Origin of the sequence: Achromobacter anxifer (assembly GCF_903652925.1) — a bacterium.
GTDB classification, from domain to species: Bacteria; Pseudomonadota; Gammaproteobacteria; order Burkholderiales; family Burkholderiaceae_B; genus Achromobacter; species Achromobacter anxifer.
In genome coordinates this window covers 52,164-64,638 of record NZ_CAHLAR010000016.1, presented here as the reverse complement: position 1 = coordinate 64,638, position 12,475 = coordinate 52,164, and the positions used below count along the sequence as shown (strand labels likewise).

The window sequence follows — 12,475 nt, the reverse complement described above, 5'->3', positions numbered from 1 at the left end:
ATAATTCCAATGCATTTATTTCATAGTATTTATGCGGTTGGAACATGGATTTCCAGAAACTCAAACACCTGCTGGCGGTGGTGGAACACGGCACCTATTCGCGCGCGGCCGACGCGGTCAATCTGTCGCAGCCCGCGCTCAGCCGCAGCATCCAGGCGCTGGAGGCCGAACTCGGCCTGCCGCTGCTGGACCGCGGCACGCGCCGCGTGCGCTTGACGCCCTACGGCGCCTGCGTGGCCGAACGCGCGCGCCGCATGCGCTTCGAGGAAGCGGAGCTGCAGCGCGAACTCAAGACCCTGCACAGCGGCGAGTCCGGCGCGCTGAGCATCGGGCTGAGCCCCGCCCCGGCGTCCCTGCTGCTCTCGCCCTTCCTGGCCCACATGGCCGAACGCCATCCGCAAGTCCGCATCGGCGTCGAACTCGGCTCCACCGCGGCGCTGCTGGAAATGCTGCGAGCCGAACGCGTGGACGCCATGGTCTGCGACGCCCGCATGCTGTACGACGCCGCCGACCTGGAAACCCGGCCCCTGCCCCCGTTGCGCGCCGGCCTGGTCTGCCGCAAGGGCCATCCCATCCTGGCCCACAAGCGCCCAGGCATCGACCAGATCCGGCAGTATCCCGTTGCCTCCACCACGCTCAGCCCCGAAGTCTCGCTACGGCTGGCCGAAACGCTGGGGCCGGGCGGCGCGCCCGAACTGTTGGTCACCCACCGCTGCGAAAACCTGGACGCGCTGGTCGAGTTGGCGCTGCGCACGGACGCCCTGCTGCTGGGCGTGATCTGCGTCACCCGCCGGCAGCAGGAAGCCGGACTGCTGGTCGAGGTGCCTATCCCGCCCGATCCGCAGCGCCAGGGACACTACGCGCTGGCGCGGTTGGCGGGGCGCACGCCGCTGACGGCGCAAGACGCCCTGTATGAGTTCACGCGGGGATGCTGGCAGGACTTCGCGGCGTTCAGGGAGAAGGGGTAGGCCTGGAGCCTTCGGATCCCGCCTGCGTGCTCAGCCAGTGCGCCACGGCCTGGACCGCGGCCGACGGCGGCCGGCCGGCATACATGGCCAGATGATAGGTATGCCCGTCGATCACTGGACCGAAAGGCTGCGCCAGATGGCCGGCCTCCAGTTCCTCGGAGATCAAGGCCAGGCTGACCAGCGCAACGCCATGGCCGGCAACCGCCGCCTGGATGGCGTGCCCCTCGTCGGAAAAACGCAGCTGGCTCGCCTGGCTCGGCTGAGTCCGCCGCGCGACCGCGAACCAACGTTCCCAGGTAGGGTTCTCGGGCTGGGGCCGCTTCCAGTCGAAACGAATCAGGGGCACACGGGCCAGATCGTCCGGCGATTCGACGTCCAGGCGCGGATTCGCCACTGGCGCGAAGCGGTCGGTGAACAGGGGCTGCGTCACCAGCCCGGGATAAGGCCCGCGGCCATAGCGGATCGCGATATCGACCGCCGTCGACCGCAGATCGACCACGTCATCGCTGGCCTGCAACTGCAGGTCGATGCCGGGATGCCGGCCGCGGAAATCCGCCATGCGCGGCACCAGCCATTTCACGGTGAATGCGTTGGTCGCGGATATGGTCACCTGGGCCCGCGCGCGCTGCTGCGTCAGCCGCGCCAGCGCCGCCTCGAAGGCATCGAACCCGTCGCGCAGCACGGGATACAGCTGAGCGCCCGTTTCGGTCAGCGACACCCTGCGCACGTGGCGGTCGAACAGCGCCAGTCCGGTCTGCGCTTCCAGCGCGCGGATCTGGTGGCTGACGGCGGTGGGCGTGACGGCCAGTTCCTGGGCGGCCGCCTTGAAACTGCCCAGGCGCGCGGCGGCTTCGAACACACGCAGTCCGGAAAGCGGAAGAGATCGGCGTTGCATGATTTCAGATGAGTTTTTCTCATCTTATAGCTGACAAATGAACCTTTGTCACCACCGCTGTACATCCCTACATTTACGGCATGGATCAGCGATTTTCGGGCTGATCCACCACTCAACCATAAATGAAGGAAATCGCATCATGCTACAGCGCGTCATCACCCAGCCCGACAACTACGAACCCTTCCTGCTGTCGCAGGGCATCCAGTTCGGCAACCTGCTGTTCATCTCCGGCCAGGCGGGCGCCGGCGACGACGGCAAGATCGTCGACGGCGGCTTTCTTGCGCAGGGCGAGCAAGCCTTCCTGAACTTGCGCCGCGCGCTGGAAGCAGGCGGCTCCAGCCTGAAGGACGTCATCAAGGTCACCATCTTCGTCACCGACATGGGCCATTTCCAGGACGTCGTGACGCTGCGCCGCCGCCACTTCTCGGCCCCCTATCCGGCCGACACCATCGCCGAGATCAAGGCGCTCTACGACCCCGCCGCCATGATCGAGATCGAGGCCATCGCCGCCGTGCGTCCGCAGGAGGGCCGCTGACATGGGCGCGCCCGACCATCGTCTCGACGACGCCGCGCACGCCGGGCTGTTCACCCCCCTGCGGCTGGACAGGGGCTTGAACCTGGCCAATCGCCTCGCCGTCGCGCCCATGACCCGGGTCAGCGCGACGGCGGACGGCCGCGCCACGCCGCAAATGGCCGACTACTACGCCGCCTACGCCGCCGGCGGCTTCGGCCTGGTGATCACCGAAGGCATCTACACCGACAAGGCGCATGCGCAGGGCTATCTGTTCCAGCCCGGCCTGGCCGACGACGCCCAGCGCGACGCCTGGCGCGCCGTGGTCGACCGCGTGCATGCGCAAGGCGGCCGCATCATCGCGCAACTCATGCATGCGGGCGCGCTGTCACAGGGCAATCCCCATTGCGGTACGACCAAGGGCCCGTCGGCCGTACAGCCCAAGGGACAGCAGATGGCGTTCTATCGCGGCGACGGGCCGTACCGGATGCCTGAAGCCATGTCGGACGAGGACATCGCAGGGGCCATAGACGGCTTCGCGCAGGCGGCGCGCAGGGCTCGGGAAGCCGGCTTCGACGGCGTCGAGATACATGGGGCCAACGGCTACCTGCTCGACCAGTTCCTCACTTCGCACACCAACCTGCGCGAGGACCGCTACGGCGGCAGCCTGGACAATCGCCTGCGCCTGACCGTGGAGGTCATCCAGGCTGTTCGCCAGTCCACGGGACAGCGCTTTGTCGTGGGCGTGCGCAGTTCGCAAGGCAAGGTCAATGACTTCACGCACAAGTGGGAAGGCGGCGCGGCGGATGCGGCGCAGATCTTCGGCACGCTGGGCGCGCAACCCATCGATTATCTGCACACCACGGAATTCGAGGCCTGGCGCCCGGCTTTTGGAGAACAAGGCCCCAGCCTGGCCGCCCTGGCGCGGCAACACGTTCCGGTCCCGGTGCTGGCCAACGGCTCGCTGCATGATCCGGCGCAGGCCGATGGGATGATGGCCAGAAGCGAGGCGGACTTCGTTTCCCTGGGCCGCGGCGCGCTTACCCACTCCGACTGGCCGGCACGGCTGCGCGCCGGCGAAACACTTGAAGCCTTCGACCGCGGGCTGCTTGCGCCGATAGCCGACCTGGCCAACGCGGCGCGGCATCGCGAGGAACGCAGTCGGGCTGTCGAGGGCGTTTCGGCGGCGGGCGGTTGATGCGGCTTTGTCTTGCGGCGGGCGCGTCAGGCTGCACGGTCGTGCGTCCTTGGCTGCGCACGCCGCGACCTGACTTCTGCCGCCGAATCGGAAACGCCTGCCGCTGAATTGCGCTCAGTTGTTGTTGATCCATTCCTGCGTATCTCGGACGAACCAGGGAAGGTTCAATCGTTCCCCTTCGCCGGACTGTATGGTCAGGCGCTCATCCGAGGAACCGCCGACGGGCCGCGCTTCCTGCCCGGTGGAAGGCGGGCGGCTGCGGTATTCGAGGTCGGTCCGCTGGGGCGGATTGTTTGCGCAGGCGGCAAGCGACGCGCATGCGACGGCGAGGAGTATGGGTCGCAGTGTCCGGTTGAAGGGATTCATCATGTTGTGGTTCCCGCTGGCGGCACGGGCCGATGTGCCGGAAAACCTGGGCCTCTACCCTATACGTTACACGCAATGCGATGCCCCGGATGGCGGGTTCGGGCTAAAGTGGCTGGTTCGTTCGGATCGAGGAGAGACCGGGCATGCCCAGCGAAAACAAGCTTTTTGATGACAACGCGGTGTACCGAACCCTACTGGAATCGACCAAGGCGATTCCCTGGAAGATCGATTGGGCCACCATGAAGTTCGCCTACATCGGGCCCCAGATCGAGACGTTGCTGGGCTGGAACGTTGAAAGCTGGGTGAGCGTGGAGGACTGGGCCATGCGCATGCATCCGGAAGACCGCGAATACGTGGTGAATTTCTGCGTCACCCAATCCCAGGCCGGCGTCGATCACGAGGCGGACTACCGCGCGCTGACCAAGGACAACGGCTATGTCTGGATTCGCGACGTCGTGCACGTCATGCGCAACGACAAGGGCGAAGTCGAAGCGCTGATCGGCTTCATGTTCGACATCACCGAACGCAAGAAGACCGAGGAAAAGCTGCTGAGCCTGCAGAAAGAGCTGGAGGTGCTCTCTTTCAAGGATGGCCTGACGAATATTGCCAACCGCCGCCGCTTCGACAGCAGTTTTGAATTGGAGTGGGAGCGCGCGCGCGACGCGCGCCTGCCGCTGTCCGTGTTGCTGTTCGACGTCGATTTTTTCAAGCAATACAACGATTTGTATGGCCACACTCAAGGCGACAATTGCCTGGTGGAAATCGCCCAGACGCTGAGCCTGGCGCTGGACGGCCCTCGCGATCTGGTAGCCCGCTACGGCGGGGAGGAATTTGTCGTGCTGCTGCCCGACGCCGACGCCGCGGTGGCGCGAAAAGTCGCGGAACGCTGCCAGCGCTTGCTGCAGAAGAAGTCCATCGTGCACGCACTGTCGCCCCACGGCCGGCGCATTACCGTCAGCATAGGAGCGGGCACGGTGATGCCTGACGGACAGGCAGACCGCGCCGGCTTCATCAAGGCCGTGGATCGGCAGCTGTATGCGGCCAAGAACAACGGACGAGACCGCGTCGAGCATGTCCAGTGGCACCCGTGAGCGCCGGCGCATCCTGCAAAACGGTGAAGTAAGATTCCCAACTCTCGCCAAACCATGAATTCTGATCATTGATCATGCTTGATCGCATCCATTTGTCCATCGTGCAGGAAGTCGAAAAACAAGGCTCGCTGACCGCGGCCGCAGGCGTCCTGCACGTGACGCAGTCGGCGCTCAGCCACAGCATGAAGAAGCTGGAACAGCAGCTGGGCACCGACATCTGGCTACGAGAAGGCCGCAGCCTGAGACTCACGCAAGCCGGCCAATACCTGTTGGCGGTAGCCAACCGGGTATTGCCGCAACTGAACCTGGCTGAAGAACGTCTGCGCCAGTTCGCCCAGGGAGAGCGCGGGTCGCTGCGCATCGGCATGGAATGTCATCCCTGCTACCAGTGGCTGCTGAAGATCGTCTCCCCGTATCTGGCGGCCTGGCCGGACGTGGATGTGGACGTGAAGCAGAAATTCCAGTTCGGGGGCATCGGGGCGCTGTTCGGCTACGAAATCGACCTGCTGGTCACGCCCGATCCGCTGAACAAGCCCGGCCTCGTGTTCGAGCCTGTTTTCGACTACGAGCAAGTGCTGGTGGTCGCCGGCAACCACCCGCTTGCCAAGGCGGAGTACGTCACCCCCAAGCAGCTCGGCAACGAAGTGCTGGTGGCCTATCCGGTGCCTGTCGACAGGCTCGACATCTACAACATGTTCCTGACGCCGGCCGGCATCACGCCCAAGCGCCACAAGGCCATCGAAACCACGGACATCATGATGCAGATGGTCGCCAGCGGCCGCGGGGTGGCGGCGTTGCCGCGCTGGCTGGTGCTGGAGTACGCGGACACGATGGATGTCGTGCCGGTCCGGCTGGGCAAGAAAGGCATAGCCAAGCACATCTACCTGGGCGCTCGCGAGGCGGACGTCGGCATCGACTACATGCGCGCATTTTTCGAGCAAGCGAAAAGGCCTGCCGCGGCTTGATGCCACGCGGAGACAGCCGCTCCGCACTCCAATCCTGATCCCTTCAGCAGAACCCCGGCCGGCCAGACTGGCGGCGCGGTTTGCTCCCCCGTGCCCGGCCGAAACGCAGCTCGGACTGCGCGCCACGGCAGGCATATCCCCTCTCCCTCGCCTTATGAGTGAATCTAATGATTTTATGAAATCAATTCACTTTTATTCATGGATAACCCAACATAAACTACGCCCCCTGTACCGCCAATGCCAAGGCTGCTGAATAGAACAAGAAAAAGAGCAGCACTGAAAAAAGCAAGAAACAGACGCGGGTTTTATTTTGGGAATTAGGGCAGCAGATCACCATGAGTAAAGAGTTCACATTTGCCATCAAGAGCATTTGCTTCGATGAGGACTACCGTCCTTCGGACAATACGCGGATCACCACCAACTTTGCCAATCTCGCGAGGGGAACGAGTCGCCAGGAGAACCTGCGCAACACCCTCAAGATGATAGACAACCGTTTCAATGCCCTGGCGCATTGGGACAACCCCAAAGGCGACCGCTACACGGTCAACCTCGAAATCATTTCGGTCGAAATGAGCATCGACGGCGCAAGCGGCGGCAATGCCCTGCCTTTGATTGAAGTCTTGAAGACGAGCATCCTCGATCGCAAAACCAATGAGCGCATCGAAGGCATCGTGGGGAATAATTTTTCCTCTTACGTGCGGGACTATGACTTCAGCGTGCTGCTGCTGGAACACACCAAGAATCAGCAGGGATTCAGCACGCCGGAGAATTTTGGCGACCTGCACGGGAAGCTGTTCAAGTGCTTTGTGAATTCAAGCACCTACAAGGAAAACTTCAGCAAGCCGCCCGTCATCTGCCTGAGCGTATCGAGCAGCAAGACCTATCTGCGGACGGAAAACCAACACCCCGTATTGGGCATTGAATACCTGCAGGATGAGTATTCCCTGACCGACGAATACTTCAAGAAAATGGGGATGAAGGTTCGCTACTTCATGCCCCCGAACAGCGCCGCGCCTTTGGCCTTCTATTTTTCGGGCGACTTGCTGAGCGATTACACCAATCTGGAGCTCATCAGCACCATCAGCACGATGGACACCTTCCAGAAGATCTACCGGCCGGAGATCTACAACGCGAATTCCGCGGCAGGAAAGTCCTACCAGCCCAGCTTGAAGCATCAGGACTATTCATTGACCCGGATTGTCTACGACCGCGAGGAGCGTAGCCAGCTGGCCATTGAGCAGGGACGGTTTGTCGAAGAACACTTCATCAAGCCATACCAGGCGATTCTTGAACAGTGGTCCGCCACCTACCCTCTTTGACCAATCAAAACACCAAGGCATTAATTGTGAAGAAATTGCTCCCCACCTCGACCGCCGGCAGCCTGCCCAAACCCTCCTGGCTTGCTGAACCCGAGAAACTCTGGTCGCCCTGGAAATTGCAGGATGAGGGCCTGGCCGAGGGCAAGCACGATGCCCTGCGCCTGTCGCTGCAGGAACAGCAGCACGCCGGTATCGATATCGTCAGCGATGGCGAACAGACGCGCCAGCATTTCGTGACGACGTTCATCGAACACCTGGACGGCGTGGATTTCGAGAACCGCAAGACCGTCAGGATTCGCGATCGCTATGACGCGAGCGTGCCGACCGTCGTGGGCGCCGTGGCTCGCCGCAAGCCCGTGTTTGTCGAAGACGCCAAGTTCCTGCGCCAGCAGACCAAGCAGCCGATCAAATGGGCCTTGCCCGGCCCCATGACGATGATCGACACGCTTTATGACAGCCACTACCAAAGCCGCGAAAAACTGGCCTGGGAATTCGCCAAGATCCTCAATCAGGAAGCCAGGGAGCTGGAAGCCGCTGGCGTCGACATCATCCAGTTCGACGAGCCCGCATTCAACGTGTTCTTTGACGAAGTGAATGATTGGGGCGTTGCCACGCTGGAACGGGCCATTGAAGGGCTCAAGTGCGAAACCGCCGTCCACATCTGCTACGGCTACGGAATCAAAGCCAATACGGATTGGAAAAAGACGCTGGGATCGGAGTGGCGCCAATACGAAGAGGCATTCCCCAAGCTGCAGAAATCCAGCATCGATATCGTTTCGCTGGAATGCCAGAACTCGCGCGTTCCGATGGACCTGATCGAACTCATCCGCGGCAAGAAAGTGATGGTGGGCGCCATCGATGTGGCAACCAACACCATCGAGACGCCCGAGGAAGTTGCCGACACCCTGCGCAAGGCGCTTCAGTTTGTCGATGCCGACAAGCTCTATCCTTGCACCAACTGCGGCATGGCTCCCTTGTCCCGCGCTGTCGCCAGAGGCAAGCTGAGCGCCTTGAGCGCCGGCGCTGAAATCGTCCGCAAGGAACTCTCGAACTGATTCCGAGGCCGGAAATGGCCGTCGCGGGATGCTCGCGGCGGCCATATCAAGTTGCACCCAGTATTCAAGCCCCACTATGTCACTTTCCAGTACCGCGATCGAACCCAGGCGCTTTCGCGAAGCTCTCGGGCACTACGCGTCCGGCATCACGGTGATTACGTCGCACATCGAAGGCGAGCCCATAGGCTTCACCTGCCAGTCATTCCATAGCGTGTCCATGAGTCCGCCGCTGGTATCGTTCAGCGTGATGACCAGCTCGGCCAGCTACCCCAAGATTCGCCGGGCAGGCCGATTCACGGTCAATATCCTGTCGGACGAGCAAGTCAGGATTTCCAACCAATTCGCCCAACGCGGCGCGGACAAGTGGCATGACGTCGAGTGGCAGAAATCGCCGCTGGGCAATCCGATCATTGCCGGCAGCCTGCATTGGCTGGATTGCGAAATTCACGCCGAACACCCCGCGGGTGATCACCTGATCGTGATTGGCGAGGTAAAAGCGCTGAACCTGCAGGAAGGCGCTTCCACGCAGCCGTTGCTGTATTTCAAAGGGCAGTATCGCAACATCGCCGCGCACGGCGCGGTTTGAGGACTTCAGGGCCTTGGCGCCGAATATATCCGGCCATGGCCGACGGCAGAGGCGACTCGAGGGAGATCAGATCCCTGCCATATGGCGTCTTTCTCCAAATGTGGATTGCCCGCCATGCTCGCCATTCGGAATAATGGTTTTCCCTAATAATTAAGGCTCTCATTAAGCCTGAATGGCGCGCCGACGTCGTCGGCAAGAAGGCGGCCGCGCTTCGAACCGTAGCCCGACAGCACTCGGAATATCCCCCCTCAGGGCCGGTTCCGTTAAGGCCTGAATATCAAAATCGCCTCTCAGGCGTGCCGGCCAATCGGCAAATGCAACAGTGCATCGAACATTTGCACTAGACAAAAAGTAGTAGTAGGGTTTCAGGGCGTTCATGTTGTGTCTGCTCGAAAAGACGGCGCATCAATGTTCCTGCGGCGTCCAGATTGACTTCAGGTCACATTTCCTCTGGCAGGAGCCGCTCGTGAAATGCGCAGAACATGAAAATATCCCCCAGGTTTTTCAATCGCCGAATCTCGCGGCACGTATCGCGCTAGGGCTTGCCGCGACTCTCGGCGGCTCGGCGGCGTTTGCAGACGTAGTTCCGGAAGGCACCTACACGACCCCCTTTCGAGTCGTCACCGGCGAAGAAAAGACGTTTGTCGGCGGTACTGTCATCACGCCCAAGCCGCCCTACCCCCCGCAAATGGGCGGTACGGGTATTCAGGTCCAGGGCGGTTTAGCCATTCTGGACCCCTCGCTCGGCGCTGGCACGCCCATCCGCATAAGCGTCAGCGGCAACGCCATCGACGGCTTGTATGTCAAAAGCGGCGGCAAGATGGTGATCAGGCCCGGAGGCGTCTATGTGTATGCCACCGGCGGCAACGTGCGCGGCATCTACAACGTCGGGGCCACGGGCCTGCCGGCAGAGTTTGATGGCTCGAACGTGTATGTCACGACCGACTTCGTCGACTCCCATGCCCTGCGCACCTATGGCGCCGACGCGACGACCATACTGCGGAACTCGACGCTGACCACCTTGCAAAATGGCTCCAAGGGGGCCGAGGTGTGGCAAGGCGCCAAAGCCGACTTGCGCGACACCGCCATCTTGACCAAGGGCACGACCGCATACGGCGTCCACGTCTTCCATGACGGCAGCGAAGTCACGACCACCAACGGGTCGATCACCACCGAAGGCACAAGCGCCTACGGCATTCTGGTGCAGGACTACGGCAAATTCATGGGCAACGGCACCTCGGTTCGTGCGCAAGCCGCGATCGGCGTCTATGTCTTCAACAATGGCGTATTCGTGTCCGACGGGATGAACATCCAGTCCGACCGCACTTACGGGATGTACGTCAACGGCGGCAGCATTGCGTTGAAAGACACGCAGGTGAGCACGCTGGGCACCGGCACGTTTGCACTGTTCATCAACGGCGGGGCGCCCGCGACCATAACCGGCGGGCAGATTCAAACCTCCGGCGACCGCTCTGTGGCCGTGCGCACTCAGTCCGGCGCCGTGGCGAACATCAACGGTACCCAGGTGAGCACGCTGGGACAGGCGGCGTATGGCATCCATGTCGAGGGCTGGGGCACGGTCAATCTGGGCCGCGATGGCGCGACCGGAAGCCAGGTCAGTACCCAGGGCGCGGACGCCGATGCGGTGCGCGTGTCGGTCAATGCCACGCGTTTCAGCGCCACCGGCGCGACGCTGCAAACCACGGGCGCAAACGCCCAGGGATTGCACCTGACCGGAACGGCGGGCGGCGCGGCCAAGACGTACACCCTTGTGGATTCCACCGTCACCTCAGCCCAAGCCGATGCCATACACCTGTCGGAGGGGCCCGCGATCGTGTCTCTGACCGGCTCGTCCATCACTGGCGGCAACGCCGCCATCAACATAGGCGCCACGTCGGCCGCGACGGCGGATATCGCCGCCAGCCAGACCTTGATCCAGGGGCGCGTGCTGACGCAACCCGGCAGCACGACCAACCTCTCCCTGAGCAATGACAGCAATTGGGTAATGACGGGGGACTCCAACGTCACGAACCTGGCCAATACCGACAGCCTCATCGACTTCACGCCGCCGCAGGCAGGCAGATACAAGACCGTCACGACGCGGAATTACAGCGGCAACGGCACCATCGCGCTCAATACCTACCTGGGCGACGACAGTTCCCCGTCGGACAAGCTCATCATCAATGGAGGGAACGCCACGGGCGCATCGCAGCTGCGCATCAAGAACGCTGGCGGCCCCGGCGCGTTGACGACGGCCGGCGGAATTCAAGTGGTGGAAGTGGTCAACGGCGGGGTATCCGGTTCGGGTGCGTTCGCGCTGTCCGGTCGCGCCGTGGCTGGCCCCTACGAATATCGACTCTACCAGGGGACCGCTGCGGCGCCGAACGATCAAAGCTGGTACTTGAGGTCTGAAAAACAACCTGATCCGCCGCCTCCGCCGCCCCCTCCACCACCTCCGCCTCCTCCTCCGCCTCCTCCGCCTCCCCCGCCGCCTCCGCCACCTCCGCCACCTCCTCCGCCGCCGCCACCGCCGCCTCCGCCGCCGCCAGACCCCGAGCCTCTATATCGGCCCGAAGTCGCCGCTTACCTGGCCAATCAACGCCTGGTGGGTCAGATGTTCGTGCAGAGCATGCACGACCGTTTGGGCGAACCGCAGTTCATTGAATCGCAACAATTCGAAGATGACGGCAGCAAGCGCAAAGCGATCTGGCTGCGCACGTCGGGAAAATGGGAAGGCACCCACAGCCGCGACGGCAACTTTGACGTGAGCACCGACCTATTCCTGATACAGGGAGGCGGCGATCTCGCGCAATGGAAGCTCTTTTCGGAAACCGATCGCTTGCACCTCGGCGCCATGCTCGGATACGGCACGGCTGACAGCACCGCCCGCGCCGACGGCAACCCCTACAAGGCAAAAGGCCGCGTCAACGGGTACAGCGCTGGCGTGTACGGCACATGGTTTCAGAACGACGAGACCAAACTGGGCGCCTACGTGGACACCTGGTTCCAGTACGGCTGGTTCAACAACCGGGTTCAAGGAAACGAACTGCCGCGCGTGGATTACGACTCTCAGGCTTGGGCGATATCGGCGGAGACCGGCTACGCATTCAAGCTGCGGGAGAACTGGACGCTGGAACCGCAGGCCCAGGTGATCTATGTCAGCTCCAACACCGACAGCATCACGGAACAGAACGGCACCCGGGTAGACCGCGCCGATTCGAATGGGACCATTACCCGTCTTGGCGTACGTACCTTCACCACATTTGACTTGGGCAATAACCGCAAGGTCCAGCCTTTCGCGACGGCGAACTGGTGGCGCAGCAACGTCGACAGTTCCGTGTCTTTCAATCAACTGCCCATCGGGGACCTGTATCCCAAGGACCGGTATGAATTGAAGGTGGGCGTAAATGCCGACTTCAGAAAGGGCTGGACTGGATGGGTCAATGCGTCCGGCAGCTGGGGCGCGCAGGACTACCATCAGTATGTGGGGCGAATCGGCGTGAAGTACACATGGTGATGCG

At 62.3% G+C, this 12,475-nt stretch carries 11 protein-coding genes; 9 read left to right on the top strand and 2 right to left on the bottom strand.

Going from position 1 to position 12,475, the window contains the following annotated elements; all coding sequences use genetic code 11:
• Positions 1-44: 44 nt before the first annotated feature.
• Positions 45-968: a LysR family transcriptional regulator gene (locus tag HWY37_RS31680; protein ID WP_175208892.1), complete on the top strand. Its 924-nt coding sequence runs from the start codon at positions 45-47 to the stop codon at positions 966-968.
• Here the strand turns inward: HWY37_RS31680 and HWY37_RS31675 are convergent.
• Positions 952-1,863 carry a LysR substrate-binding domain-containing protein gene (locus tag HWY37_RS31675; protein ID WP_175208893.1) on the bottom strand — a complete coding sequence of 304 codons (912 nt, stop codon included), beginning with the start codon at positions 1,861-1,863 and terminating at the stop codon, positions 952-954. The two genes, HWY37_RS31680 and HWY37_RS31675, sit on opposite strands and share 17 nt — an antisense overlap.
• Positions 1,864-2,002: 139 nt before the next feature.
• On the opposite strand from HWY37_RS31675, the gene HWY37_RS31670 reads away from it, so the two are divergent.
• Positions 2,003-2,398, top strand: a complete 396-nt coding sequence (locus HWY37_RS31670; RefSeq protein ID WP_125472638.1) for a RidA family protein — start codon at positions 2,003-2,005, stop codon at positions 2,396-2,398.
• Position 2,399: 1 nt separating this feature from the next.
• A complete protein-coding gene (locus HWY37_RS31665) occupies positions 2,400-3,572 on the top strand; it encodes an NADH:flavin oxidoreductase (RefSeq protein WP_175208894.1) in 1,173 nt (390 codons plus the stop codon).
• A gap of 114 nt (positions 3,573-3,686) precedes the next feature.
• On the opposite strand, the gene HWY37_RS31660 is transcribed toward HWY37_RS31665, so the two are convergent.
• On the bottom strand, positions 3,687-3,938 hold the full coding sequence (locus HWY37_RS31660) for a hypothetical protein (protein ID WP_176090662.1): 252 nt from the start codon (positions 3,936-3,938) through the stop codon (positions 3,687-3,689).
• A 143-nt stretch (positions 3,939-4,081) separates the two neighbouring features.
• Here HWY37_RS31660 and HWY37_RS31655 point away from each other — a divergent pair, with 143 nt between their 5' ends.
• From HWY37_RS31655 to HWY37_RS31630, 6 genes are all read left to right on the top strand, one after another.
• Positions 4,082-5,029 (top strand): sensor domain-containing diguanylate cyclase, encoded by a 948-nt coding sequence (locus HWY37_RS31655; protein ID WP_176090633.1) that lies wholly within the window; start codon positions 4,082-4,084, stop codon positions 5,027-5,029.
• 74 nt (positions 5,030-5,103) lie between these two features.
• Positions 5,104-5,994, top strand: a complete 891-nt coding sequence (locus HWY37_RS31650; RefSeq protein WP_175208896.1) for a LysR family transcriptional regulator — start codon at positions 5,104-5,106, stop codon at positions 5,992-5,994.
• 335 nt (positions 5,995-6,329) lie between these two features.
• Positions 6,330-7,313, top strand: coding sequence for a DUF1852 domain-containing protein (locus HWY37_RS31645; RefSeq protein ID WP_176090632.1), 984 nt, complete (start codon positions 6,330-6,332; stop codon positions 7,311-7,313).
• Positions 7,314-7,339: 26 nt separating this feature from the next.
• A complete protein-coding gene (locus tag HWY37_RS31640; protein ID WP_176090631.1) occupies positions 7,340-8,368 on the top strand; it encodes a methionine synthase in 1,029 nt (342 codons plus the stop codon).
• A 76-nt stretch (positions 8,369-8,444) separates the two neighbouring features.
• Positions 8,445-8,954 (top strand): flavin reductase family protein, encoded by a 510-nt coding sequence (locus HWY37_RS31635; protein ID WP_176090630.1) that lies wholly within the window; start codon positions 8,445-8,447, stop codon positions 8,952-8,954.
• A gap of 466 nt (positions 8,955-9,420) precedes the next feature.
• The gene (locus HWY37_RS31630; RefSeq protein ID WP_176090629.1) at positions 9,421-12,471 is read left to right on the top strand and encodes an autotransporter family protein; all 3,051 of its coding nucleotides are present in this window, start codon (positions 9,421-9,423) and stop codon (positions 12,469-12,471) included.
• Positions 12,472-12,475: the final 4 nt, after the last annotated feature.

Coding starts and splice junctions, on each gene's coding strand:
- HWY37_RS31680 (WP_175208892.1), top strand. CDS start 45: ATGGATTTCCAGAAACTCAAACACCTGCTGGCGGTGGTGGAACACGGC.
- HWY37_RS31675 (WP_175208893.1), bottom strand. CDS start 1,863: ATGCAACGCCGATCTCTTCCGCTTTCCGGACTGCGTGTGTTCGAAGCC.
- HWY37_RS31670 (WP_125472638.1), top strand. CDS start 2,003: ATGCTACAGCGCGTCATCACCCAGCCCGACAACTACGAACCCTTCCTG.
- HWY37_RS31665 (WP_175208894.1), top strand. CDS start 2,400: ATGGGCGCGCCCGACCATCGTCTCGACGACGCCGCGCACGCCGGGCTG.
- HWY37_RS31660 (WP_176090662.1), bottom strand. CDS start 3,938: ATGAATCCCTTCAACCGGACACTGCGACCCATACTCCTCGCCGTCGCA.
- HWY37_RS31655 (WP_176090633.1), top strand. CDS start 4,082: ATGCCCAGCGAAAACAAGCTTTTTGATGACAACGCGGTGTACCGAACC.
- HWY37_RS31650 (WP_175208896.1), top strand. CDS start 5,104: ATGCTTGATCGCATCCATTTGTCCATCGTGCAGGAAGTCGAAAAACAA.
- HWY37_RS31645 (WP_176090632.1), top strand. CDS start 6,330: ATGAGTAAAGAGTTCACATTTGCCATCAAGAGCATTTGCTTCGATGAG.
- HWY37_RS31635 (WP_176090630.1), top strand. CDS start 8,445: ATGTCACTTTCCAGTACCGCGATCGAACCCAGGCGCTTTCGCGAAGCT.